Annotated in this window: 22 protein-coding genes and 1 riboswitch; of the genes, 11 read left to right on the top strand and 11 right to left on the bottom strand. The window is 67.4% G+C overall.

Annotated features, from left to right (window positions below; translation table 11 throughout):
- The first annotated feature begins 84 nt into the window (after positions 1–84).
- Positions 85–1,044, top strand: coding sequence for a quinone oxidoreductase family protein (locus ACFWMR_RS16020; RefSeq protein ID WP_378378900.1), 960 nt, complete (start codon positions 85–87; stop codon positions 1,042–1,044).
- A 1-nt stretch (position 1,045) separates the two neighbouring features.
- On the opposite strand, the gene ACFWMR_RS16015 is transcribed toward ACFWMR_RS16020, so the two are convergent.
- The 5 genes from ACFWMR_RS16015 to ACFWMR_RS15995 all read right to left on the bottom strand — a co-directional run bounded on the left by ACFWMR_RS16015 (position 1,046) and on the right by ACFWMR_RS15995 (position 5,586).
- The gene (locus tag ACFWMR_RS16015; protein ID WP_378378899.1) at positions 1,046–2,323 is read right to left on the bottom strand and encodes an aminodeoxychorismate synthase component I; all 1,278 of its coding nucleotides are present in this window, start codon (positions 2,321–2,323) and stop codon (positions 1,046–1,048) included.
- A 108-nt stretch (positions 2,324–2,431) separates the two neighbouring features.
- A complete protein-coding gene (locus tag ACFWMR_RS16010) occupies positions 2,432–3,046 on the bottom strand; it encodes a glycoside hydrolase family 25 protein (protein WP_378274211.1) in 615 nt (204 codons plus the stop codon).
- A gap of 92 nt (positions 3,047–3,138) precedes the next feature.
- Entirely contained in the window at positions 3,139–3,903 is a 765-nt protein-coding gene (locus ACFWMR_RS16005) for an ABC transporter permease (RefSeq protein ID WP_093937807.1), read from the bottom strand.
- Positions 3,893–4,903 (bottom strand): ATP-binding cassette domain-containing protein, encoded by a 1,011-nt coding sequence (locus ACFWMR_RS16000; protein ID WP_378274203.1) that lies wholly within the window; start codon positions 4,901–4,903, stop codon positions 3,893–3,895. The genes ACFWMR_RS16005 and ACFWMR_RS16000 overlap by 11 nt, the downstream gene beginning before the upstream one ends.
- Before the next feature lie 89 nt (positions 4,904–4,992).
- Entirely contained in the window at positions 4,993–5,586 is a 594-nt protein-coding gene (locus ACFWMR_RS15995) for a PadR family transcriptional regulator (protein WP_093937809.1), read from the bottom strand.
- 62 nt (positions 5,587–5,648) lie between these two features.
- Here ACFWMR_RS15995 and metG point away from each other — a divergent pair, with 62 nt between their 5' ends.
- The 3 genes from metG to ACFWMR_RS15980 all read left to right on the top strand — a co-directional run bounded on the left by metG (position 5,649) and on the right by ACFWMR_RS15980 (position 10,079).
- Positions 5,649–7,442 carry a methionine--tRNA ligase gene (gene metG, locus ACFWMR_RS15990; RefSeq protein ID WP_378378898.1) on the top strand — a complete coding sequence of 598 codons (1,794 nt, stop codon included), beginning with the start codon at positions 5,649–5,651 and terminating at the stop codon, positions 7,440–7,442.
- Positions 7,443–7,449: 7 nt separating this feature from the next.
- Positions 7,450–8,286, top strand: a complete 837-nt coding sequence (locus tag ACFWMR_RS15985; RefSeq protein ID WP_378378897.1) for a TatD family hydrolase — start codon at positions 7,450–7,452, stop codon at positions 8,284–8,286.
- Between the two features lie 413 nt (positions 8,287–8,699).
- Positions 8,700–10,079: a transglycosylase family protein gene (locus ACFWMR_RS15980; RefSeq protein WP_378274212.1), complete on the top strand. Its 1,380-nt coding sequence runs from the start codon at positions 8,700–8,702 to the stop codon at positions 10,077–10,079.
- A 60-nt stretch (positions 10,080–10,139) separates the two neighbouring features.
- On the opposite strand, the gene ACFWMR_RS15975 is transcribed toward ACFWMR_RS15980, so the two are convergent.
- Positions 10,140–11,162, bottom strand: a complete 1,023-nt coding sequence (locus ACFWMR_RS15975) for a DUF222 domain-containing protein (protein WP_378378896.1) — start codon at positions 11,160–11,162, stop codon at positions 10,140–10,142.
- A gap of 191 nt (positions 11,163–11,353) precedes the next feature.
- Here ACFWMR_RS15975 and rsmA point away from each other — a divergent pair, with 191 nt between their 5' ends.
- From rsmA to ACFWMR_RS15950, 5 genes are all read left to right on the top strand, one after another.
- Entirely contained in the window at positions 11,354–12,190 is an 837-nt protein-coding gene (rsmA, locus tag ACFWMR_RS15970) for a 16S rRNA (adenine(1518)-N(6)/adenine(1519)-N(6))-dimethyltransferase RsmA (protein ID WP_093937814.1), read from the top strand.
- Positions 12,191–12,438: 248 nt separating this feature from the next.
- Positions 12,439–12,529: riboswitch (SAM riboswitch) on the top strand.
- Between the two features lie 211 nt (positions 12,530–12,740).
- Positions 12,741–13,751, top strand: a complete 1,011-nt coding sequence (locus tag ACFWMR_RS15965; RefSeq protein ID WP_093937903.1) for a methionine ABC transporter ATP-binding protein — start codon at positions 12,741–12,743, stop codon at positions 13,749–13,751.
- A gap of 122 nt (positions 13,752–13,873) precedes the next feature.
- Positions 13,874–14,839: a 4-(cytidine 5'-diphospho)-2-C-methyl-D-erythritol kinase gene (locus ACFWMR_RS15960; protein WP_378378895.1), complete on the top strand. Its 966-nt coding sequence runs from the start codon at positions 13,874–13,876 to the stop codon at positions 14,837–14,839.
- A 68-nt stretch (positions 14,840–14,907) separates the two neighbouring features.
- Positions 14,908–16,680: an ABC-F family ATP-binding cassette domain-containing protein gene (locus tag ACFWMR_RS15955; protein WP_378378894.1), complete on the top strand. Its 1,773-nt coding sequence runs from the start codon at positions 14,908–14,910 to the stop codon at positions 16,678–16,680.
- Positions 16,681–16,731: 51 nt separating this feature from the next.
- Positions 16,732–18,423, top strand: a complete 1,692-nt coding sequence (locus tag ACFWMR_RS15950; protein WP_378378893.1) for a fatty acyl-AMP ligase — start codon at positions 16,732–16,734, stop codon at positions 18,421–18,423.
- A 62-nt stretch (positions 18,424–18,485) separates the two neighbouring features.
- On the opposite strand, the gene ACFWMR_RS15945 is transcribed toward ACFWMR_RS15950, so the two are convergent.
- The 4 genes from ACFWMR_RS15945 to ACFWMR_RS15930 all read right to left on the bottom strand — a co-directional run bounded on the left by ACFWMR_RS15945 (position 18,486) and on the right by ACFWMR_RS15930 (position 20,546).
- Positions 18,486–18,815, bottom strand: a complete 330-nt coding sequence (locus ACFWMR_RS15945) for a DivIVA domain-containing protein (protein WP_378378892.1) — start codon at positions 18,813–18,815, stop codon at positions 18,486–18,488.
- On the bottom strand, positions 18,815–19,174 hold the full coding sequence (locus ACFWMR_RS15940) for a DivIVA domain-containing protein (RefSeq protein ID WP_093937819.1): 360 nt from the start codon (positions 19,172–19,174) through the stop codon (positions 18,815–18,817). Before ACFWMR_RS15940 ends, ACFWMR_RS15945 begins: the two co-directional genes overlap by 1 nt.
- A 159-nt stretch (positions 19,175–19,333) precedes the next feature.
- Positions 19,334–19,930: an aminoacyl-tRNA hydrolase gene (gene pth, locus ACFWMR_RS15935; RefSeq protein WP_378378891.1), complete on the bottom strand. Its 597-nt coding sequence runs from the start codon at positions 19,928–19,930 to the stop codon at positions 19,334–19,336.
- Between the two features lie 10 nt (positions 19,931–19,940).
- On the bottom strand, positions 19,941–20,546 hold the full coding sequence (locus tag ACFWMR_RS15930) for a 50S ribosomal protein L25/general stress protein Ctc (RefSeq protein ID WP_378378890.1): 606 nt from the start codon (positions 20,544–20,546) through the stop codon (positions 19,941–19,943).
- A gap of 340 nt (positions 20,547–20,886) precedes the next feature.
- On the opposite strand from ACFWMR_RS15930, the gene ACFWMR_RS15925 reads away from it, so the two are divergent.
- Both ACFWMR_RS15925 and ACFWMR_RS15920 read left to right on the top strand, forming a co-directional pair.
- Positions 20,887–22,008: a hypothetical protein gene (locus tag ACFWMR_RS15925; RefSeq protein WP_378378889.1), complete on the top strand. Its 1,122-nt coding sequence runs from the start codon at positions 20,887–20,889 to the stop codon at positions 22,006–22,008.
- Between the two features lie 95 nt (positions 22,009–22,103).
- Entirely contained in the window at positions 22,104–22,721 is a 618-nt protein-coding gene (locus tag ACFWMR_RS15920; protein ID WP_093937822.1) for an NAD(P)-dependent oxidoreductase, read from the top strand.
- Here the strand turns inward: ACFWMR_RS15920 and ACFWMR_RS15915 are convergent.
- A complete protein-coding gene (locus tag ACFWMR_RS15915) occupies positions 22,715–23,584 on the bottom strand; it encodes a TIGR03621 family F420-dependent LLM class oxidoreductase (protein WP_378378888.1) in 870 nt (289 codons plus the stop codon). The two genes, ACFWMR_RS15920 and ACFWMR_RS15915, sit on opposite strands and share 7 nt — an antisense overlap.
- Between the last annotated feature and the right edge of the window lie 103 nt (positions 23,585–23,687).

Raw genomic sequence — 23,687 nt, 5'->3', positions numbered from 1 at the left:
TTTCGATGAGTGAAACATATCACGCGACGTCTCACGGATGAGACATATGCAAGAATGTCTTACCTCTCGACGAGGAGGATGCGGATGCGCGCAGTACAGGTGACCGAATTCGGCGGACCCGAGGTGCTCAACCTCGTCGACCTGCCCGATCCCGTCCCCGGACCGGGTCAGCTGCTGGTGGAGGTCGACCGGATCGGCATCAACTACGCCGACACGCACCAGGCCGAGAACTCCTATCTCGCGCCCAGCAAACTCCCGCTCGTGCCCGGCGGCGAGGTCGTCGGCCGCACCGCGGACGGCAAGCGTGTCGTCTCGCTGCTCAACGGCGGTGGCGGCTACGCCGAGCGCGCGGTGGCGGACGGGGTCACCAGCTTCGACGTGCCCGACGGCGTCGATGACCTGACCGCGCTCTCCTTTATCGTCCAGGGCACCACCGCCGCGCTCCTGCTGCGCAAGAGCGCCCACCTCGAACCGGGTGAATCCGTCGTCGTGCACGCGGCGGGCGGCGGGGTCGGCTCCATCGCCGTCCAGCTCGCCAAGGCTTGGGGTGCCGGCCGGGTCATCGCGACCGCCAGCAGCGACGAAAAGCGTGCCCTCGCCCTCGAACTCGGCGCCGACATCGCCATCGATTCGCGCGCCGAGAACATGACCGACGCGCTTCGCGAGGCGAACGGCGGCAAACGCGTCGACATCGTGCTCGACATGACCGGTGGCACCGTCACCGACCAGAGCGTCGCGGCGCTCGCGCCGTTCGGCCGCCTCGCGTTCTACGGCATGGCCAGCCGGAAGTCGCCGAAGCCGATCGAGGCCCGCAACCTTCTCGGGCACAGCACCACCGTGGCCGGGATGTGGCTGCCGCACGCCTTCAAACTCCCCGGAAACGTTTTCGGCCGCACGCTCGACGAGCTTTTCGAACTGGCACTCGCCGGTCAGGTCCGCGCCGTCGCCGGCGGCGAGTACGCGCTTTCCGACGCGCGCGCCGCCCACGAGGCCCTGCGCTCGCGCGGCACGATGGGCAAGCTCGTGCTGGATCCCAGCAAGTAGCTCAGCCGAGGAGGCGCTCCAGCGGAGCGGACTTGTGCAGGCATTCCTGCCATTCCGCTTCGCTGTCGGAGTCGGCGGTGATCCCGCCGCCGACGCCCAGCGCGATCTCGCCGTCGTGGATTTCGAAAGTTCTGATCGCGACGTTCAGTTCCAGCCCGGCGATCGGCGACGCGAGGCCGATCGCCCCCGTGTAGACGCCACGTCCCGTGGACTCCAGCTCGGCGATCAGATCCAGCGCCCGGACCTTCGGCGCACCCGTCACCGAACCCGGCGGGAACGTGGCCGCGAGCAGGGCCGCGTCGTCGATCCCGTCGGTGAGTGATCCCTCCACAGTGGACTCCAGGTGCCAGACCCCGGGCGCGGGCCGGACCGCGAGCAGTTCGGGGACACGCACACTGCCGGTGGCGCACACCCGGCCGAGGTCGTTGCGGACGAGGTCGGTGATCATCACGTTCTCGGCGACGTCCTTGGTGGATTCCCGCAGCCGCCGCGCGAGATGGTCGTCGGCCGCGTCCCGTCGTGGCAGCGTGCCCTTGATCGGGGTCGACCGGACGCGGCGCTCGTGCCGGGCAAGGAAAAGCTCGGGGGAGAACGACACTACCGAGCCCCAGTCGCCGCTGAGGAACGCCGCCCGGCGGGCCCGCAGGCGACGAGTGCCTTCGGCGAAGAGCGCGATCGGATCGCCTTCGAATCCGCCACTGAAACGAGCGCAGATGTTCGCTTGGAACAGCTCGCCGGCTTCGATCGCGTGCACGCACGCCTTGACCGCGTCATAGTGCTCCGACGGAAGCGGTCGCGACAGCGGGCCGGAACTCCACGTCGCCGCTGCGGGGAGCTCGGCGAGCGCGGATTCCACCGAGGACATTTCGTCGACCGGATCCGGGGCGTCGTCGGCGACCAAAGCTTCGAACCACCACGAACCGTCGGAGTCGAGTCGCAGAACCCGGTCGACCCAGCCCCAGGCGGCCGGGGGAAGCGCGCCGGAACGGCCCGATGGGTCGGTCAGGTCGTAACTCAGGTAACCGAACCAGCCACCCCCGACGGCGCCGGGCACGGCGTCACGAACGGCAGGCATCCGAGTCGGAATCGCGAAGGCCTCGGTGACGTCGCTGACAGGAGCCAGGGAAGCGCTCAGCGCGATGACCGCGCGCGAAGAAAACCAGTCTCCGCAAAGCGCCGCCGGTGGCGCCAGCCCGAGCGCCTCGGCGCGTACTCCAAGAGCCGTCAGCGCCCGCTCGGGCCCGACGTCCGTCCGCAGCCTCCGGCACATCAACCGCACGCGACATTGTCTCCGCCCGGGTGGGCGGAAAAGCAACCGCGCCCGGCGGAAAGTGAGATCCGCGACCACACGGTGACATAGTGCACACCCGTCGTCACGGAGCGAGCGCTACAGAAGCACGTCCGAGAGCTTGAACGGATAGACGACGGCGTCTTGGGCGATCGGACCGTCCACACCGGGCAGTCCGGTACCGAAACCGTGCTGGTGCAAGCCCAGCCGTGAGTGGAACCACCCCGGCCGTCCCGGGATTTCGTTGTGCCGGACCAACCACAGCACCACTTCGCTGTCCGCCCACTTGTCCGGGTGCAGGCGGTCCGTCCAGCAGTCGAGCCCCGCGTAGACCAGGACGCGTTCGACGCGCGCCGCGTTCCGGACGTGTTTGATCCACGCCTTGATGAACCGGTCGTCGACGCTGGGCGCCTCCACTTCGAGTGCGGGCGCGAGCGAGCCGGGTGCGAAGGCGCCGAGCGCGCTCGCCGTCCGCACGAAATGGTCCGCCTGGTCGTGGACGGCGCCCGGGCGCGCGTAATGCCGTGCGCCGGTGTGAATGCCGACATGCTGCGCACCGGCCAGATTGCGTTCCGCGGCGGCGTCCCGCCAGTTGGTGTTCTCGCTGACCGTGACCGAGGCGAACCGGATGGCGGCGCCACGTACCGCGGCCCAGTCCGTCACCGTCTCACGGTGGGACAGGGTGACGCCGTGCTCACCTTCCGGATCGATCAAACTCACCTGTCCTCGAATTCGCCCCAGTACGCCCGAAAGGTCACCTTACGTCCGCAGAGCGGCCGCGAGGTGACCTTTCGGTTCAGCGTGTCTCAGGCGTTTTCGCGTTGGAAGGTCCGTGAGCCCCACCAGATGGCCAGGACCGCCATGACCAGCACCACGACGCTCCCGGTGAACAACGCGTCCATCGAGAAGTCACCGCGGAAACTGTTCCGCTCGACATCCACCACGTGCCGGAACGGATTGATCCGGGAAATCGTGTACAGCCAATCCGGTGCCGAGCCCGCGGTGATCGGGATCAGGATTCCGGACAGCAGCAGCAACGGCATGAGAACCGCGTTGAGCAAAGCCGGGAAGGCGTCCTCGCTCTTAAGCGTCAGCGCCAGCGCGTACGAACACGACGCCAGCGTGATCGACAGAAGGAAGACGATCACGAGGCTGAGCACGACGCCGCCGAACGGCGCGTTCAGGTCGAAGACCAGATACGCCAGCGCGATGATGAGCAACGCCTGGACCACGGTCTGCAACGCGTTGGCGAGTACCTTGCCCAGCAACAGCGCCACGCGGCTCACCGGCGTGACCCGCATCCGCTCGACCACGCCCGAGCGGAATTCCGCCAGCAGGCCGAAGCCGACGAACGAACTGCCGAACAACGCGAGCTGCGCGACGATCGCCGGGGTGAAGATCATCCAGCCGTCCACATCGGACATGCCTTGCGCGTTGAGCGACTTCACCAGAAGCGGGCCGAAGAAGAACAAGTACAGCAACGGCTGCATGATGCCGATCGCCAGCCACGTCGGATTGCGCAACGCCGCGAGCATGTCCCGGCGGAAGATCAACCAAGTGTCATGCAACATGCGTGGCCTCCTTTTCCGTGGTCCCGTCGACCGGCGCGCCCTCTTCGGCGTCGCGCAGGCTTCGGCCCGTCAGGGTCAGGAAGACGTCGTCGAGCGTCGGCCGGTGCACCTGCATGGACGCCATCGCGATGCCTCGCGCGTCCAGCGCCCGCAGCAATTCGGGCATCGCGGTGTCCCCGCGCGGCACGCGGAAACGCACCGTGCCCTCGATGACGGTCATCTCGTGGGCCCCTTCAAGGCGGCCTGCGACTTCAGCGGTCTCCGCCGCCGAGTCCGGTGAGACCCCGATGACCACACTGTCGCCGGAAACCCTCGCCTTCAGCGAATCCGGTGTGCCTTCGGCGACGATCTTGCCGTCGTCGATGACGATCAGCCGGTCGGAGAGCGCGTCGGCCTCGTCGAGGTAGTGCGTGGTCAAGAAGACCGTGACCCCCTGCTCGTCACGCAGCCTGCGGATGTGGTCCCACAGGTTCGCCCGGCTCTGCGGGTCGAGCCCCGTCGACGGCTCGTCGAGGAAGACGAGTCCGGGCGAGTGGATCAGCCCGAGTGCGATGTCGAGCCGTCGGCGCTGCCCTCCTGACAGGGTCGCGGTCGTCCGCTGGTCGAGCCCGGCCAGGTCCAGCTGCTCGGCGAGGACGGCCCCGCGCGCGAGCGCGTCCGCCTTGCTCATCCGGTACAGCCGCCCCTGGAACTCGATCTCCTCGACGACCTTGCTGGCCGGCGCGGTGCCGCCGCCCTGGGCGACGTAGCCGATTCGCCGGCGCACCCCCAGTGGGTCGGCGAGCAGGTCGCAACCGCCGACCGTCGCTTCGCCCGCGGTGGGCTTGAGAAGCGTCGTCAGCATGCGCAGAGTCGTCGTCTTCCCCGCGCCGTTCGGTCCCAGGAAGCCGACCAGTTCCCCGGCCGACACGTCGAGGTCGACGCCCTTGACGGCGTGGACCTCGCCCCCATTGCGGCCCTTGCGGCGGAAGCGCCGCTCAAGGCCGCGTGCCTTGATCATGTCTACCCCTTTCCGGTGTCCAACTATTCAAACTTGACTAGTCGGCTGGACGCACTGTGCCCTAGGAGTCGTTCCGTAGTCAAATTTGATTACTTGGGCGGTGCGCCGAACACGTTTTCGTCGTCGCCCTCGCCGGCCATCACGTACTCGCCTGCTTCCAGGCGGCCGATCAGATCCCTCATCCAGGACACGTTCGCGTCCGCGTGCACGCTCCACAAGCGGTACAGCTCGCTCACGTGCGGTGGCTTGCCCAGATCGACGGCGTGTTCCCGGGCGTAATGGGTCGACTGGGCGTGCGCTTCCATATTCGCCAGCTGCTGTTTCAGCAGAGCCAGCACCTGCGGGCGGGGCAGGGTCGGCATGAACGTGATCGCCGCCGACAGTGAGTACCCGGTCGCGTCGTCGCTCGACAACGCCCTGCCGAGCTGTACGACGAATTCGGTTTCGCCGTCTTCGGTCAGCCTGTACGCGGTCCTGTCGGGTCCGCCGCCGGCTTCGACGTCCTCGACCTGCTCCAGGAGGCCGTCGGCCGTCATCTTCTTCAGCGCGTGATAGATCGAACCCGGCTGGACGTTGCCCCACTTGTCGGCCGCCCACGAGAGAAGCTCGCGCCGGACCTGGTAGCCGTGTGCCTTCCCGTACATGCGCACGACACCCAGCACCAGCAGACGCGTGGCGGACACCGAGGCCTCCGATCCTCTCCCGGACAACAATGCCTTGGACGACGTCCGTAGGCTAAACAAGCATGAGCACCCCAGTGTTGACTGCGGTGGCCTGGCCCTACGCCAACGGCCCCCGCCACATCGGCCACGTGTCCGGATTCGGCGTCCCGTCCGACGTCTTCTCCCGCTACCAGCGAATGGCCGGCAACCGGGTGCTCATGGTGTCCGGAACCGACGAACACGGCACCCCGATCACCGTCCAGGCCGACAACGAAGGTCTCACCTCCCAGCAGACGGCCGACAAGTACACCCGTCAGATCGGCCAGGACCTGCAGGGACTCGGCCTCACCTACGACCTGTTCACCCGCACCACCACGGGTAACCACGCCGAGGTGACGCAGCAGATCTTCCTCGCGCTGCACCGCAACGGCTATGTCGTTCCCAAGACGACCCGGGGCGCCATCAGCCCCTCGACCGGCCGAACCCTGCCCGACCGCTACATCGAGGGCACCTGCCCGATCTGCGGTTACGACGGCGCGCGCGGCGACCAGTGCGACAACTGCGGCAATCAGCTCGACGCCGCGGAGCTGATCAACCCGAAGTCCCGGATCAACGGCGAAACGCCGAAGTTCGTCGAGACCGAGCACTACTTCCTCGATCTGAGCGCGTTCGTCGAGACCTTGGGCAAGTGGCTGTCCAGCAAGACCGACTGGCGCCCGAACGTCCTCAACTTCACGAAGAACCTGATCGACGACATGCGGCCGCGGCCGATCACCCGTGACCTCGACTGGGGCGTGAAGATCCCGCTGGACGGCTGGCGCGACCAGCCGCTCAAGCGCTTCTACGTCTGGTTCGACGCCGTCATCGGCTACTTCTCGGCGAGCGTCGAATGGGCGCGCCGATCCGGGAACCCGGACGCCTGGCAGGAGTGGTGGAGTAACCCGGACGCCCGCTCCTATTATTTCATGGGCAAGGACAACATCACCTTCCACGCCCAGATCTGGCCCGCCCTGCTGTTCGGTCACAACGGCGAGGGCGACCGAGGCGGCGTGCCCGGCAAGTACGGCAAGCTGCACCTGCCCGACGAGATCGTTTCCAGCGAGTTCCTCACCATGAGCGGCTCGAAGTTCTCGACGTCGCGCGGAACGGTCATCTACGTCCACGACTTCCTGCGCGAGTTCGGCCCGGACACCCTGCGGTACTTCATCTCGGTCGCGGGTCCCGAAACCCAGGACACCGACTTCACCTGGGACGAGTTCGTCCGCCGGACCAACTTCGAGCTGGCCAACGAGTGGGGCAACCTCGTCAACCGGTCCGTCTCCATGGCGCACAAGAACGTCGGCGCCATTCCTCGTCCCGACGCCCCCACGGCCGCCGACGAGGAGCTCAAGGAGCTTTCCCGCAAGGCGTTCGACACCGCCGGCGCCCACCTGCAGCGGTCCCGCTTCAAGGCGGCCGCGAGCGAGGCCATGCGTGTCGTCACCGCCGCGAACCGGTACCTCTCGGACCAGGAGCCCTGGAAGCTCAAGGACGACCCCGCCCGCCGCGACAGCGTCCTGCACACCGCCCTGCAGGTCGTGTCGGACGCCAACACGCTGCTGACGCCCTTCCTGCCCCACTCGGCGCAGAAGGTGCACGAGGCGCTCGGCGGCACCGGCGTCTGGGCGGCCCAGCCCGAACTGCAGGAAGTCGAGGACCTCGACATCCCCGGCCGGATCAACCCCATCATCACCGGGGATTACCAAACCGAGCAGGCGCGCTGGAAGTCCGTGCCGATCGAGGTCGGCAAGCCGCTGGAGAAGCCGACCCCGCTGTTCGCCAAGCTGGACCCGGAACTCGGCGAGACCGGTCCCGAATGGGCCCCGATCTCGAAATGATCAGCTGATGGGTGCGGAGAAGAAGGAACTGCCGCCGATCCCGGACCGGCTTCCGGTTTCGGTGGTGGACGCGCACACCCACCTCGACGCGTGCGGCGCGGTCACCGCGGCTGATGTGACAGCCATGGTCGATCGCGCCGAACGCGCCGGTGTCTCGCGGGTGATCACGGTCGCGGACGATCTCGCGGCCGCTCGCTGGGCCGCGCAAGCGTCCACTTGGGACCCGCGGGTCTGGGCCGCTGTCGCGATCCATCCCACGCGTACCAAGGATTTCGGCGAGGACGAGAAATCCGAAGTGGAGAGTCTCGCGAAGGAGTCCAGAGTGGTCGCTGTCGGCGAGACCGGCCTCGACTACTACTGGGACTACTCGCCCCACGACGCCCAGCAGGACGCCTTCCGGTGGCACATCGATCTCGCGAAACGGATCGGGAAGCCACTGATGATCCATGATCGAGACGCTCACGAGGACGTTTTGCGGATCCTCGAAGAAGAAGGCGCGCCCGAACAGGTCGTCTTCCACTGTTTCTCGGGAGACGAGGTCGTCGCTCGCCGCTGTGTCGACGCGGGATACGTACTTTCTTTCGCCGGGACGGTCAGTTTCCGCAACGCCCGCGGGCTCCACGAGGCGGCGCGGATCGTTCCGGCGGACCAGTACCTCGTCGAAACGGACGCGCCGTTCCTGACCCCGCATCCGTTCCGTGGACGGCCGAACGAGCCCTACTGCGCCGCCTATACGGTTCGTCATCTCGCCTCGCTCAGGGGCGAGGCGGTGCACGAGGTGGCCGAAGCGGTGCGAGTGACCGCTGAGCGGGTCTTTCGTTTGCCGACAGTCACCGCCCGTTGAACGGATTGCGACATTAGTGATCAACAATGGTCCACTCTGATGAGTGACCAACGTCACGACACTCCGGGGGGTGTTTGCGCAACCCGGCGAGGTTCGTTACTGTCCCGTGATCGTGCCGGTCGGTACCCGCTCATGCGGTTTCCGGCTGTTACGCCCACAGTCACGTCAGTGCACGTCGGGGAAGCGGAACCGGGAGCGGTACGGCCTGGAACCGTGACGATGGCGCTGACTGCGGGTGTCGGACTTCTAGAGGTGTGCCGAAGTGCGCATCGAGACGAAGGACGTAGTGGAGCGGTAGTCGAGCTCCTCGACGTCTTGGGAAAGGGAACGACCCAGTGACTGGTAGCAGTAGGCAGGATGGCTCGCGCCTCGGCGCAGAGACGAACACCTTCGCTTCCGCCGGTTCGGTTGCCGTGCTCGACCGCGACACTCAGTACGGCGAGCTGGACTACTCCGACGATCCGCGCATCACGCACCAGGACGTCCTCGCCGCGCTCGGCCCCGACGCCGACGCCCTGATGGCCGAGATCGACGTCGACGTCGACGAACTGATCCGCCTCATCAGCGCCGAGACCACCATGCTCCCGCCGATCGTCATCCCGGACGAGGTGGCCGAAGACCGCACCGCGGGCGCGCCGATGAAGGTCGCGACCAAGGACGAGGTCATCTCGAGCGCGACCCGCGTCTGGAAGAAGCGGTTCCTCAAGGGGACCGTCATGGCGGTGCTGCTCACCCTCGGTGGCGGCGGCGCGGCCGCGATGGCGATGAACAAGAGCGTCACGCTCGACATCGACGGCAAGCAGCAGACCGTCCACAGCTTCGGTGACACGGTCGGCGAGGTCCTCGAGGACGCCGGCCTTTCGGTCGGCGCGCACGACTCGCTCTCACCCTCGCCGCAGGCCGAGGTGGGCGACGGCGGCGTCATCAAGCTGGAGCGCGGCCGCAAACTGAACCTGATCGTCGACGGCGCACCGCAGCAGGAGTCCTGGGTCCGCGCGACCAACCTCAGTGAGGCCCTGAACCAGCTCGGCCGTTCCGATCTCGCGAAGTCCGGCACCTGGACCTCGATGCCGCAGAACGGCGAGCTCCCGCTCGAGGGAACCACCGTCGAGGTCAAGACCCTCAAGAACGTCACCGTCTTCGACGGCGCGAACGAACCGCACAAGGTTCAGACCAACTCGGTCACCACCAAGGAATTCCTCGGTGAGCTCCGGATGACCCTCGGCCCGGACGACGAGGCCGTCGGCGGCCTCGACGTCAAGCTGGTCGACGGCGCCGAGGTCCACATCAGCCGGACCGGCGTCACCATGGTCAAGCAGAACGAGGAAATCGCTCCGCCCGAGCAGAAGGTCGACGACCCGGAGCTCGAAAAGGGCAAGACCAAGGTCGAGGACCCGGGCACCCCGGGCCAGAAGACCGTGACCTACAAGGTCACCAAGCGCAACGGCAAAGAGGTCGGCCGCGAGAAGGTCTCGGAAGAGGTCATCACCGAGGCCAAGCCCAAGATCGTCAAGGTCGGTACGAAGAAGCCCGCCGACCCGGTCATCGGTGACGCTGGTGCCTGGGACCGCATCGCGCAGTGCGAGTCGACCGGCAACTGGGCCGCCAACACCGGCAACGGCTACTACGGTGGCCTGCAGTTCAACAAGAGCACCTGGGACGCCTACGGTGGCGATCAGTACGCCGCGTACCCGCACCAGGCCAGCAAGGCCCAGCAGATCGCCGTCGCCGAGAAGGTTCGCGACAGCCGTGGCGGCTACGGCGCTTGGCCGCACTGCGGCAAGAAGGCCTGACGCCTGCTAAGTCCTCCTTTCCTGAAGGTCATCGTGTGGGTTCCGCCCGCAAGGTGGCCTTCAGGCCGTTAAAGGCTTCTGCGGCGGCACAGCGTTTTCGGCTCTCGGTTTCGACAGCCGTGTCCACCAGCGTGTGGGTCGTATGCGGGCCACGTTCTGGGAGCGTTCGGTCGCAGCGCCCTCTCGTACGCCACTGTGGCCGCGGTGCGGGCTTGGATAGCTCTTCGGCCGTACCGGGGTGGCCTTGGGGTTGTGTTCGGGTCTCTTGACCGGCTCAGGGGGCTGAGACTGCCCGGTGCCTTGTTCAGGGGCCTGCCGAGGCAAGGGGACATCCGGTTCACTTTCCGCGAGATCGACGATCTCCGTGAAGGCGTCACCGCGTCTCTCGGCCGGTGTGCGGTCGTCGGCTTCCCCGTTCGGGGCTGGATACGCCCGCGGCACCATGAGCGCGTTCAGTCGGGCGCCTGTCTCCGGATCGAGGTTGCCGCGCATGTCCCAGCGGCCGGTTCGTTTCTGCCGTAACCAGAATTCGCTTCGTTCGCGTTTCGGGGCGGGATCCTCCGTGGTGCTCCCGTCCGGGTCGAGAAGCGCGAGCAGGTCTGTTCCGGCCACTGTGATGTCGCGAGGTCTCGCGACGCTGGCGAGATCGACCAGATCCTTCTCGGCCTCGGATCGCGCGCTCGCGGTGACGTGGTCGGGCAGCTTCTTCAGGACAGTGACGATCCGGTCGATGCCGGCTTCGGCCAGTACGCCCGTAGCGGCTGTGACTCCGGTCAAAGGCGCGACGGGTCGAGTCGATGTGCCGTCGCGCGCACGTCTCGAGTTGAGCGCCAGTGCACGACCGGTCACCTTCTGAGCCTCCGCTCTGGGGACCCGGGCCACATGTTCGTAGAAGACGGCGATCGAGTTGAATCCGTAAAGCTCCCGGACACCACGTGACTCGATCTCGGCCAGGATCTGGCCGACTTCGGCGGCGAGGCGCCGCCCTTCGCATAGCCGTGACTGCAACTCGTCGAGGAGCAGATCGGCGTCACCTTCCGGCAGGTTGAGCGGGAAGGCCTTGGGGATGTTTGTGCTGGTCATCCCTCGATTGTCGGGCCAGAGTCGAACGAATGCACGGTATCGATCGGGTGGATGATCATTACGCTCCGGCAGACCGAAATTGCGCCCATCACCCTGAAGTGGAACGCGGGCAGATAGAAACCGTCGGAAGGGTGGTGGGGGCGAGTCGCGGCCGCCAGTCGCGGCTCGCGGGGGCTGGTTACGATCGTCGGGTGACTGAACTGCTCGGGCCTGCGGAGATCAGGGCGCTGGCGGCCGAGCTGGACGTGCGTCCGACCAAGAAGCTCGGCCAGAATTTCGTGCACGATCCCAACACGGTGCGCCGCATCGTCGACCTTTCAGGGGTCGGCGAAGGCGACGTCGTGCTGGAAGTCGGGCCGGGCCTCGGCTCGTTGACCCTCGGGCTGCTCGCGACCGGAGCCGAGGTCGTCGCGGTCGAAATCGACCCCGTGCTGGCCGGACGGCTGCCGAACACCGCGGCCGAACGGGGAGGCGCCGAAAGGCTGACGGTCGTCGGGGCGGACGCTCTGCGGATCACGGCGGCCGACCTGCCTGCGCGGCCGACCGCGCTCGTCGCGAACCTGCCGTACAACGTCGCCGTTCCCGTCGTGCTTCACCTGCTCGCCGAGCTGCCATCGCTGACCAGTGGTCTCGTAATGGTCCAGACCGAGGTCGCCGACCGAATGGCGGCAGGGCCGGGGAGCCGGACTTACGGCGTCCCCAGCGTCAAGCTCGCGTGGTACGGCAAGGCGCGCAAGGTCGCGGCGGTGCCCCGCGCGGTCTTCTGGCCCGTTCCGAACGTGGACTCCGCGCTGGTCGCTTTCGAGCGGGGCGACGTGGTGTCGTCCGTGGAGCGGAAACAGTTGTTCGCGGTGGTCGATGCCGCCTTCTCGCAGCGTCGAAAGACTTTGCGCGCGGCGTTGGCGTCATGGGCGGGTTCCGCCGAACGCGCGGGCGAGTTGCTCGAGAAGGCGGGTATCGACCCCAAGACCCGCGGGGAGCAGCTGGACGTCCACCAGTTCGCCCGGATCGCCGCCGCGGCTGGCTGACCACATGTCGCAGGTGTGACCGGTACCGCGCCGAACGCGGTCCGGTCGATGTCAGCAAGACTGCGTAAATCCTCTCCTGGATCTACTTGATCCAGAGCTGTCTTCGCAGGCAGCGGCATCGCCATAGCACAAATGCATCTGGTGCTGTCTCAAAATATGGATAGCCGATCCTGTATCGTGGACGCGACCAGACGTGTGATCTGCGACTACGTGCTTGCTTTCATCCAGTGGGATCGGTTTTACTCAGTGAGCCATCCCGAGCGACTGAGAGACCTGGCTCGCCGAAGTCGCAGCAACCACCCTCCACGGGGCAGGTGCTACCGCCAGGACCGATGGAGGCTGTGCCTAATGAACAGGGTCACCCACCCGCTCCTGCTGACCAGGCGACGTGTAGTCGACGAAGGTCGCCGCACGGTAAGTGCGTGTCGACGCTCCACCGTTACTGCCTGAGTCTTTTCCCTTACCTCTGAATCCCGTCCGTTCCGGACGGTCACTCGGTGACGGTCGGCGCGCTCGAAAGAAGCGGCGCCCCATTTGCATGGAGCCTTTCGTGATCACTGTCGAAAACCTGTCCAAATCCTTTCCCCTCAACGGAAATCCCGTCGTCGCCCTGCGCGATGTGAGCGTGGACATCCAGGCGGGCTCGCTGTTCGGAGTCGTCGGTCCGGCCGGCTCCGGCAAGTCGACCCTCGCTCGTTGCATCGGGCTCCAGGAGCGCCCCGACCGTGGTGTCGTCCGCCTCGACGGCCTCAACACCGGGACCCTCGACGGACGCCGTCTGCGCGAAATCCGCCGCCAGGTCGGTGTCGTGAGCACCAAACCGGAGTTGCTCGCCGAACGCACCATCGCCGGCAACATCGCGTCGCCGCTCGAGCAGCTCGGCCTCGACGGGCCGCAGCGTCGCAACCGGGTCGGAAACCTGCTCGACCTGGTCGGACTCACGCCGCGGGCCGGGCAGCGGCCGGGTGAACTGTCCGAGGGGCAGCTGCGCCGAGTGGCCATCGCCAAGGCCCTGGCCGCCGGGCCGTCCGTGCTCCTGGCCGACGACCCCACCTCGGGTGTGCAGCCCGAGGAGTCCGGCGCGGTCCTGACCGTGCTCGACCGGGCACGCGCCGAGCTCGGGGTCACCGTGCTGCTCACCACTCCCGACGCCGGCGTCGTCCGTCGTGTCTGCGACGACGTCGCGGTCCTCGAAGCCGGGGCGATCATCGAACGCGGATCCGTGCTCGACCTGGTCTCCGACCCGAACAGCCGGACCGCGCAGGCGCTGCTGCCCTCGATCGAGACCGGCCGGGCGCAAGCCTCGAAATACGACCGCGCCGTGGACGTCGTGCTCGTCGGATTCGCTTCGGTCGGCGCGCTGCTTCCCGAGGCCGCCGGTCGCTTCGACGTCGAACTCGCCACCATCGGGGGCGGCCTGACCCGGATCGGCGACACGCCGGTGGGCCGGTTCCGTCTCGGTGTGCGCGGTGAGCGCGCGGACGCCGCCCTCGCGTGGATCGCCGAACGCGGCGGCCACGTGACCCACCCGGTCCGCGGACCGCAGGGCGTCGCTGCCTGATTTCTCCACGAACGGGCCGCTCAGGACGAAATCCGTCCGGGGCGGCCCGTCGGTGTCTGACTCGTCCTGTTCTCTTTTCTCCTGGTGACGGCACAAGTGGAGCGGCCACGTAGGCTTGAGTCGTGCTCGCCGTCGTACCGCCCCCAGTAACCGTCAGGGTTCCCGCCAAGGTCAACCTGCACCTGTCGGTCGGTGACGTACGCCCGGACGGCTATCACGAGCTGGTGACCGTGTTCCAGGCGCTTTCCCTGACCGACGAGGTGACCGTCGCGGTCACCGAGGACCCCGGCGTCGAGGTCTATGGCGAAGGTGAAGGTGTCGTACCGACCGGCGCCAACAATCTCGCCTGGAAGGCGGCGCAGGCTCTGGCGGCTCACGTCGGCAAAGCGGACGGTGAGTCCAAGGTCCGGGTGGTGCTTCGCAAAGGGATCCCGGTAGCGGGCGGGATGGCCGGAGGCAGTGCGGACGCGGCCGCGACCCTGGTGGGACTCGCCTCGCTTTGGAAGCTCGATATCTCCCGAGACGAACTGGCGGGTATCGCCGCGAAGCTCGGCAGCGATGTTCCTTTCGCGCTCTACGGCGGGACGGCATTGGGTACCGGCCGGGGCGAGCAGCTGGTGCCGGTCTTGTCTCGGCATACGTTCCATTGGGTCCTGGCCTTCGACCAGCGCGGTCTTTCGACGCCGCGGGTGTTCGGAGAACTGGACAGGTTGCGTGAAGAGGGCAACCCGCCGCGGATCGGTTCGCACACTCCGGTGGTCGAGGCGCTGGCGTCCGGTGACCCGCGTCAGCTGGCCCTGCTGCTCGGCAACGACTTGCAGGCGGCCGCTGTTTCGTTGCGTCCAGGGCTGCGACGCACGTTGCGAGCGGGAGTCAACGCGGGTGCGCTCGCTGGCACCGTGTCCGGGTCGGGGCCGACCTGTGCCTTCCTCTGCGCGGACGCCCAGTCGGCCGTCGAGGTCGCCGCGGAGTTGTCCGGGGCGGGGGTCTGTCGCACGGTTCGCGTCGCGCACGGACCGGTTCCCGGGGCCCGGCTGGTAGGCGGGGACGACGCGCCGCGGCCGGCGCCGCCTCGGGTGCACGCGTGAGGGTGTCCGAAAAGGACATCGACAAATTCGTTGTGGTGCAAGCTTTTTGGGAAAGGATCGGCTGAGGCATGGCCAACCTGGTCAACCTGGAGTCGGTGAGCAAGTCCTTCGGGGTGCGCCCGCTGCTCGACGGTGTTTCGCTCGGTGTGGCGGAGGGGCAGCGCATCGGCGTCGTCGGTCTCAACGGGGGCGGGAAGACGACCCTGCTGGAGGTCCTCGCGGGGATCAGCGAGCCGGATACGGGCCGGGTGAGTCAAGTCCGCGGCCTGCGGATGGCCGTGGTCACTCAGCGGACCGAACTCCCGGTCGGCAGCACGGTCGGCGATGTCGTGCTGGAGCGCTACGGAGCAGAGCACGAGTGGGCCGCTGACGCGCGTGTCAGGTCCATTATGGATGGTCTGGGGATCACCGCCCTCGGCCTCGAAAAGGCGACGGCGAACTTGTCCGGTGGCGAACGCCGCCGGGTGGCACTGGCGGCCGCCCTCACCGGTGAACTGGATCTCGTGGTCCTCGACGAACCGACCAACCACCTCGACGTCGAAGGTGTGCGGTGGCTCGCGGATCACCTGCTCAACCGCAAGATCGCCGTTGTGGTCGTCACCCACGACCGGTGGTTCCTCGACACGGTCGCGAGTGTGACCTGGGAGGTCACCAACGGTCGTGTCGAGCAGTACGAAGGTGGCTACGCGGACTGGATCTTCGCGCGGGCCGAGCGGGCCAGGCTGGCAGCGACAGCCGAAGAGAAACGGCAGAATCTGGCGCGTAAGGAGCTCGCGTGGCTGCGTCGCGGTCCTCAGGCCAGGACCTCGAAGCCGCGCTATCGCGTCGAGGCGGCGGAGGCCTTGATCTCCGACGTGCCGGAGCCGCGTGATTCGGTCGAACTGCAGGCGTTCGCCCGTCGGCGGCTGGGCAAGACCGTGCTGGAGATCGAAGACGCCACGTTGACCGTCGGCGACCGCACCCTGCTCGACCACGTCACGTGGCGGATCGGGCCCGGCGACCGGATCGGCCTGGTCGGCGTCAACGGATCGGGCAAGACGACGCTGCTCAAGCTGCTGGGCGGTGACAGAGAGCCCGAGACCGGGCGATGCATCCAGGGCAAAACGGTCAGCCTCGCGCATCTGCGGCAGGAGCTCGACGATCTGCCGGGTGACCTGCGCGTGCTCCAGGCGATCGAAGAGGTCTCAGGGCGGGTCGTGTTCGGCAAGCAGGAGCTTTCCGCTTCGCAGCTGGCCGAAAAGCTCGGGTTCCCGCAGGCGAGGCAGTGGACGCCTGTCGAAGATCTTTCCGGTGGTGAACGGCGCCGTCTGCAGCTGTGCCGGCTCTTGATGGCCGAGCCCAACGTGCTGCTGCTCGACGAACCGACGAACGATCTCGACATCGACACCTTGCAGCAGCTGGAAGATCTGCTCGATTCGTGGCCGGGCAGCCTCGTCGTCGTTTCGCACGACCGGTACCTGGTGGAACGGGTCTGCGACACCATCGTCGCCTTGTTCGGGGAGGGGCAGGTGACCCACCTGCCGGGCGGCATCGAGGAGTACCTGGATCGGCGCGCCAAGAGCCTCGAGAAGGCCGGTGGCGAGCGGAAGCCGGGTAACGGACAGGGCTCCGCGCCCAAGAAAAGCGCCGCGGAACAGCGGGCTGCGCAGAAGGAACTGTCCCGTCTCGAACGCAAGCTCGACCAGTTGCACGTGAAAGAAGAAAAGTTGCACGCGGCGCTGCTCGCCGCGGCGACCGACCCGACGAAGCTCATCGAGCTCAACACCGAGCTGAAGGCCGTGGAAACGGAGAAGGAGGAGGTCGAGGCCCAATGGCTCGAGACCTCCGAAGCGATCGAATGAGTTCACTCGACGGCGAGCGGATCTTTCAGCGCGGACAGTAATGTGACGCGCATGAGTCGGTTCGTGGACACGCTCGTCGCCACCGCGGCGGGGCGAGGTCAGCAGCGGGGAATGGTCACCGGGGAGCCCAAGGAGCCGGTTCGGCGTACCTGGGCCGAGATTCACGAGCAGGCCAAGCGGGTCGCCGGGGGCCTGGTGACGGCCGGGCTCGAGCCCGGCAAGGCAGTGGCGGTCCTGGCTGCGGCGCCGTCGCTGATCGCGCCGACGGTGCAGGCGGTGTGGCTCGCCGGTGGCAGCGTGACGATGCTGCATCAGCCGACCCCGCGCACCGACCTCGCCGAATGGGCCGAAGACACCGTTCGCGTGCTGCGGATGATCGGATCCGGTCTGGTACTGCTCGGTGAGCCGTTCGACCAGCTGGGGCCGGTGCTCACCGAGCACGGCATCGCCTTCCAGGTGATCTCCGAGCTGCTCGAGGCCGAGCCGCTGGCGGAGCCCGTGCCGACGGACGAGTCCGAGACCGCGCTCCTCCAGCTGACCAGTGGGTCGACGGCCGATCCGAAGGCTGTGCGGATCACCTACGGAAACCTGTATTCGAACGTCAAGGCGATGGTCGAACGCGCCGAGTTCGATTTCGACGTCGACGTGATGGTTTCGTGGCTGCCCACCTTCCACGACATGGGGATGGTCGGCTTCCTGACGGTCCCGATGACATTCGGTGTCGAACTCGTCAAGATCACGCCGATCGAGTTCCTGTCGGGACCGTTGATCTGGCCGCAGCTGATCAGCAAGTACAACGGCACGACCACGGCCGCGCCGAACTTCGCGTACGCGATCGTGGGCAGGCGGATGGCCCGCGTCGAGGACGACGACGCGTACGACCTCTCGAAGCTGCGGATCGCGCTGAACGGCGCCGAGCCGATCGACGAAACAGCCGTGCAGACGTTCGTCGAGGCAGGGTCACGGTTCAAGATGCCCGCCGAATGCGTCTTCCCGGCCTACGGCATGGCGGAGGCGACTCTCGCGGTCTCGTTCGCGCCGTTGTTCACCGGGCTGACACTGGACGTCGTCGAAGCCGACGCGCTCGAGGCCGACGACCGCGCGGTGCCGGTCCCCGAGGACGACCCGCGGCGCGGAACGGACGAAGTCCGGTCCTTCGCGGTGCTCGGGCCGCCGCTCGACGGGCTCGAGGCCGAGATCGTCGACGACAAGGGCACGGTGCTCGGAGAGCGCCAGGTCGGGGAGATCCGGCTGCGGGGTGAGGCCGTGACGCCGGGCTACCTGACCATGGAGGGTCCGCTCGCGACGCAGGACGAGGACGGCTGGCTGCTCACCGGAGACCTCGGTTACCTGGTCGACGGCATGATCGTGATCTGCGGCCGCCGCAAGGACGTCATCATCATGGGCGGCCGGAACCTGTACCCGACCGACATCGAACGGGCGGCCACCTCGGTCGAGGGTGTCCGCGCCGGAAACGCCGTGGCCGTGCGGATCGACGCCGGCAGCCGCCGGGAGCGGTTCGCCGTCGTCCTCGAATCGAAACTCGCCGGGGACCCGGAAACGGAGAAGGCGCTGGCGAAGGAGGTCGCGGCCAAGGTGCGCGGCGCCGTCGACATGCGGCCCTTCGCGGTGGTGGTGCTCCCGGCGGGAAGCCTGCCCAAGACGCCTTCGGGCAAGGTGAAGCGGGCCGCGACCGCCACCCAGTTCGCGGACAAGATCGCCAAGAACGCGACGACCAGCTGACACGAAAGAGCCGGGCCCGCGGACATCGCGGGCCCCGGCTCCTTCGCGGCACCTCCCGTGGGTCAGCGGCGTCGCCAGAGCGGCTTACGGGTATGGGTGTGTTCCAAGGCGGGCGCGATGTAGTAATCGGCGGACCGGGAGAGCCCGGCCAACGTCCCCTCCACGTCCCGGAGGAACGCGTCCACGGCTGCCGGGTCATAGCCTCTCTTCGAGAGCGGCGCCTTGGCGAACGCCACGTTGTGGACGTCCGAAACAGACAGATCGTCGTCGCCGTCGAGTGTCGCGGCGACCCGTTCGAGGAAGGCGTCGACCGCGGGTTCGTGATAGCCCCGGGCGCCGATCGGCGCCCGGTCGAACTGCCGGGTTCTCGCCTCGAACGCGGTGACGGGCACTAGCGCTCCCGCAGGAACTCGACGGGCCCGCGGTCCGGAACGGAGCGTTCGGCGGTCGCCTGACCCTCTTCACGCGCGCCGGGCACGCTGAGTACCTGCTGTCCGGTCCGGTGGGCGAGCTGCTCTTCGATCTTGTCGAGGAACTCGTCGACTTCGCGTTCGTCGTAGCCGCGCTTCCCGATCAGCGGACGCGAGAACATGACGTGGTGGACCTCGGCGGCCGTCAGGTCGTCCCGGTCCGAGATCGTGTCCGCGATCCGTTCCAGGAACGCGTCGACCTCGTGCTTGGCGTATCCGCGCCGCCCGATCGGGGCGTTCGGGAAAGTGGCGCCGGTGATGTCTTCGGCCGTAAACGACATGAAACTCTCTCCGGTTTCGGTGGGGAATGCGATCTCCGCATTCCGTCCTAACGGGTTTGAGAGTTCCCCGGAAGAGCTCGCGCTATTCCACGACTCGATCAGGGGCGTGGTGAAACGCCTTCGAGTGACGAGGTGTAACGCACCGCCATGTGAGCGGGTTCACCCAGCGTGGAAGGTGTTCTGAGCTGCGACGAGACCGGTGCGGATAAGCGCTTCAACAGCGTCGGCGCAACGATCGATCTCGAAAGCGAGTTCTTTGCGTTCGACCGTCGAGAAGTCTTTCAGCACGAAATCCGCCGGGTCCTGCCGTCCCGGAGGTCGGCCGACGCCGAAACGGACACGGTAGTAGTCCTTCGTACCCAGGGATTTGGTGATCGAGCGGAGTCCGTTGTGACCGTTGTCGCCGCCGCCCAGTTTCATCTTGAGCGCGCCGAAGTCGACGTCCAGCTCGTCGTGGACGACCACGACACCGGCCGGGGGGATCTTGTAGAACCGGGCGGCGCCCACGACAGGGCCGCCCGAGAGGTTCATGTACGAACGCGGTTTGGCCAATACCACCCGCTGCCCCGCGAGCCTGCCTTCGAGGACTTCGGCGCCGCTCTTGTGGGCCTTGAACTTGCCGCCGACGCGCCCGGCGAGTTCGTCGAGCACCATGAAGCCGACGTTGTGCCGGTTGCCTGCGTACTGGGGGCCGGGATTGCCGAGGCCGGCGAGCAGGATCTGCTCGCCGGCCCCGGGAAGTACTGCTTCAGTCACACGAGTGACTTTATTCGGCGTCCTCGGCGGGGGCCTCCGCAGCCTCGGCCTCGTCGCCCTCGAGCGCGGACTCGGACGGCGCCTCGTTGACGGCGACGACCAGCGCCTCGGCGTCGGTGACCAGGGTGGCGCCCTGCGGCAGGGTGACCTGCGAGGCGAGGATCTGGGTGCCGGCGGCGACGCCCTCGACCGAGACCTCGACCTGCTCGGGGATGTGCAGCGCCTCGACCTCGACCTGGAGGGTGTCCAGGTCGGTGGTGACCAGGGTGCCCGGGCCCGCGGTGCCGGTGACGACGACCGGGACGTCGACGGTGACCTTCTCGCCGCGGCGGACGACCAGCAGGTCGACGTGCTCGATGTAGTTCTTCAGCGGGTGGATGACGATGGTCTTCGTCAGCGCCAGCTCACTCTTGCCCTCGAGCTCGAGGGTGATGACGGCGTTGCTGCCGTTCTCACGCACGACGCGGGCGAACTCCAGGGCGGGCAGGGCATAGTGACGCGGCTCCGAGCCGTGCCCGTACAGCACCGCGGGGATCTTGCCGGCGCGACGCGTACGGCGCGCGGCACCCTTGCCGAATTCGGTGCGGGGCTCGACGGACAGGCTTACCTCGGACACGGTGTAGCACTCCTTCAATTCACCAACATGTTCAGCGAAATCATGCTGAGGTGGGGATGGTTCGGGCTGTTCTGGTGTGTCGGCGGCGAATTCCACAGGCGTGCTCGACAGCGTGTGGCCACTCAAGCCGCCGCGTCGATCACGTCGGGCACCAGGTGCTCACGGAACCCGCCTCGCCGAGACCGGGAAAGTGTAGACCAACCGGTCGTGCGAGGGTCCCGCCGGGTGGCTCGTTCAGGTGACAAGTCGGTGACAGCTGCTTCGGGAACCCGCGGATGCGGTGGTGCGCGACCCCTTTCCTAGGGTGTGATCTCCTCGCACGCGACACGAAGGGGGCGGCATGCCGGCACGACGGTTGAGGATCGGCGCGTTCGCCGCCCTGTGCTTCCTCGTGGCCGGTTGCGATGTCGCGATCGACGGGTCGGCGGGGATCTCGCCCGCCGAGCAGCAGCGGGTGGATCGGCGCGACGAGCAGCGAGGCGCTGTCGAGAGCGCGCTGAAGGAGCTCGAGCAGGCACCGGCCGTTGTCTACAAGTCGACAATCAAGGATGCCTCGGGCAAGCCCGCCGATCTGGAGTTCCGGATCACCCGTAACGGCAGCGCCCACGGCGCGCTGCCGGTCGACGGCCAGACGATCCAGGTCGTCTCGGCCGACAAGCAGCTGTACCTCTCGGCCACGCCGGAGTACTGGAAGGCGCACGGGCTCGGCAACAGCGAGCAGTACGGCACCGGCTGGGTGCGCACCGACAGCTCGGACCTGCCGGTGAACGCCGTCGAGGTGCTCAACCCGCGCAAGGCGGCGTCGACCCTCCGGACCGCGGTCTCCGCGATGAACCGGCTGACCGATCCGGTCCGGTCGAAGTTGCCCGACGGGACCGAGGTCTACGACGTCGGGAGCGGACTCGGGACACTGCGGGTGACCACTGCGGCGCCACACCGTGTCGTCAGCTTCGCGCCTTCCCTCGTCGACGCGGCGGGAGGCAAGACGCTCGGTGCCGAGATGCGAGTCGAGCCGCTCACCGGGGACGCGCTCAAGAAACTCCAGACCGATCTCGACGGCGCGGTCGGCGGGGTCGGGCAGCCGTTCGACGCGCTCACCCAAGTCAGTGTGAGCGTGGTCGACGACAAACTGGACTGCACGGACTTCGTCGGGACCTGCCGGGCGACCATCGGCGTGGCCAACACCGTCATCGGCGGCGCGAGCGGGACACCCGTGCACCTGACGCTGACCGTCGAGTTCTCCGCGCAGTCGCTCGGCGCGCAGACCTGCACGGCGGACGCCAACGCGGCGCCGGACACCACGACGAGCATGTCCTGCGAGGTCAAGTTCAAACTGCCGAATCGGAACGCCAGCTATCAGGTGCAGGCGAAGCCCGCGGCCCGCGGCGAGGTCCGGGTTCCGGTCGACGTGAACGGCGTTCGTGAGAAGCTCAAATCCGAGTTCGCCGCGCTGGGTGGCTGACCTGCACACTCACCCACGGGTGCGTTACATACGTTGAAGTAGTCGATCTTGCGTTCTTAGCATCGGTGTCGTCGCCGATGAAAAGGGAGAACGTGATGGCGAAGTTGGTTGTGTTCGGAGGAACCGGGTACGCGGGCGGGAAGATCACCGCGGAAGCGCGCGGTCGCGGTCACGAGGTCCTCGCGGTGTCCAGGAACGCCGAAGGTGAGGGGACCAAGGCGGGGTCGCTCTACGACGAGTCCTTCCTCGCCGAGGTCGCCAAGGGCGCCGATGTCCTGGTCATCGCCGTGCACGGGCAAAGCGGCCTGCTCGACGCGGTGCCCTCGATCGCCCGGGTCGCGAAGGACAACGGCGCGCGGATCGGCGTGGTCGGCGGCGCCGGCAGCCTGCGTGTGGCCGAGGACGGGCCGCGACTGATCGACACCCCCGAGTTCCCGGACGAGTACAAGGGCGAAGCGGGGGCGCACGCCGAGGTGCTGGAAGCGTTCCGGAAGCTTCCCGCGGACGTCGACTGGTTCTACCTCAGCCCGGCCGCCGAGTTCGGCGCGTGGGCCGAGGGTGAGCGGACCGGTGATTTCCGGCTCGGCGGTGACGTGCTCCTGACCGACGAGAACGGCGGTTCGAAGATCAGCGGCGCCGACTACGCGATCGCGTTCGTGGACGAGATCGACAAGCCGGAGCGCCGCCGTCAGCGTTTCTGCGTCGCCTACTGACCGGACAGTTCCTTCACGATCGGGGAGAACGTTTCCAGCATCGGCTGGAACACCGTGACGTAGGAGAAGCCGTACCGTTCGCGGCGCTCCTGGAGTTGCCGGACGATCTCGTCGACGGTTCCGAAAAGCAACTGCGGTGTTTCGAGCAGCTGGTCCACGTCGAGGCCGTCCGGGGCTTCCGCGCGCCAGGACTCGGCGGCCGCGCGCCGGTCGTCCGTGACGACGACCCGCTGGACGAGCAGGTTCAGTTCGGGGTTCCGGCCGTTCGCGTGTGAGCGGAAGAAAGCGACGCGTTCGTCCATGCGCTCGGCGTCGTCGAGCTGGAAGGTGCCCGGTGGCTTCCCCGGTGCTTGGCGCAGACCCGAGAAGCCGGTGATGTCGGCCTTCCGGGCGGCGAGGGAGAGCACGCCGTCGCTGTTGCCCGCGAGGAGCAACGGCGGAGGCGTGATCCCTTCGTCCGAGAAGTGTTCGCGCAGGTGGTCAAGGCTCTTGGCGAGGTATTCGATGCGTTCCCCGGCCGGGATCCACGGTAGGCCGGCGTCGTCGAATTCCGATTTCATGTGGCCGGAACCGAGGCCGAGGTCCAGCCGGTCGCCCGTCATCTTCACCGTCGTGATGACTTCGCGTGCGAAGAGCGCGAAGTTGTAAAAGGGCACATTGGACACGAGAGTGCCGACGCGTGGCCGCCGGGTCACGGCGGCGGCCATGGTCAGTGCCGGAAAGGGCGCGTTCCGTGCCGGTCCGAGATGGTCCGGCACGGAGATGACGTCGTAACCGAGGGCCTCGACGCGGAGGCACTTCGCGACCCAATCTTCGCGGTTCTCGGCGCCCCACAGGTTCACGCCGAACTTGAATTTCCCCATGGCCGGAAACCTAGCCACGCCGGGTGGCCCGGCGCGCGCTGTTTCGCGAGGAGCCGAAAACGAAGCAAGGGACCTTTGCTGTCACTCTCCGAAAGAGAGCGAC

This window comes from Amycolatopsis thailandensis, assembly GCF_042723255.1.
Classification (GTDB): domain Bacteria; phylum Actinomycetota; class Actinomycetes; order Mycobacteriales; family Pseudonocardiaceae; genus Amycolatopsis; species Amycolatopsis thailandensis.
The sequence above is the reverse complement of the archived record's forward strand: the minus strand, read 5'-3'. Positions and strand labels throughout refer to the sequence as shown.

Coding starts and splice junctions, on each gene's coding strand:
- ACFWMR_RS15920 (WP_093937822.1), top strand. CDS start 22,104: ATGGCGAAGTTGGTTGTGTTCGGAGGAACCGGGTACGCGGGCGGGAAG.
- ACFWMR_RS16020 (WP_378378900.1), top strand. CDS start 85: ATGCGCGCAGTACAGGTGACCGAATTCGGCGGACCCGAGGTGCTCAAC.
- metG (WP_378378898.1), top strand. CDS start 5,649: ATGAGCACCCCAGTGTTGACTGCGGTGGCCTGGCCCTACGCCAACGGC.
- ACFWMR_RS15925 (WP_378378889.1), top strand. CDS start 20,887: ATGCCGGCACGACGGTTGAGGATCGGCGCGTTCGCCGCCCTGTGCTTC.
- ACFWMR_RS15915 (WP_378378888.1), bottom strand. CDS start 23,584: ATGGGGAAATTCAAGTTCGGCGTGAACCTGTGGGGCGCCGAGAACCGC.
- ACFWMR_RS15975 (WP_378378896.1), bottom strand. CDS start 11,162: ATGACCAGCACAAACATCCCCAAGGCCTTCCCGCTCAACCTGCCGGAA.
- ACFWMR_RS16005 (WP_093937807.1), bottom strand. CDS start 3,903: ATGTTGCATGACACTTGGTTGATCTTCCGCCGGGACATGCTCGCGGCG.
- ACFWMR_RS15950 (WP_378378893.1), top strand. CDS start 16,732: ATGAGTCGGTTCGTGGACACGCTCGTCGCCACCGCGGCGGGGCGAGGT.
- ACFWMR_RS15940 (WP_093937819.1), bottom strand. CDS start 19,174: ATGTCGTTTACGGCCGAAGACATCACCGGCGCCACTTTCCCGAACGCC.
- ACFWMR_RS15955 (WP_378378894.1), top strand. CDS start 14,908: ATGGCCAACCTGGTCAACCTGGAGTCGGTGAGCAAGTCCTTCGGGGTG.
- ACFWMR_RS15985 (WP_378378897.1), top strand. CDS start 7,450: ATGGGTGCGGAGAAGAAGGAACTGCCGCCGATCCCGGACCGGCTTCCG.
- ACFWMR_RS16000 (WP_378274203.1), bottom strand. CDS start 4,903: ATGATCAAGGCACGCGGCCTTGAGCGGCGCTTCCGCCGCAAGGGCCGC.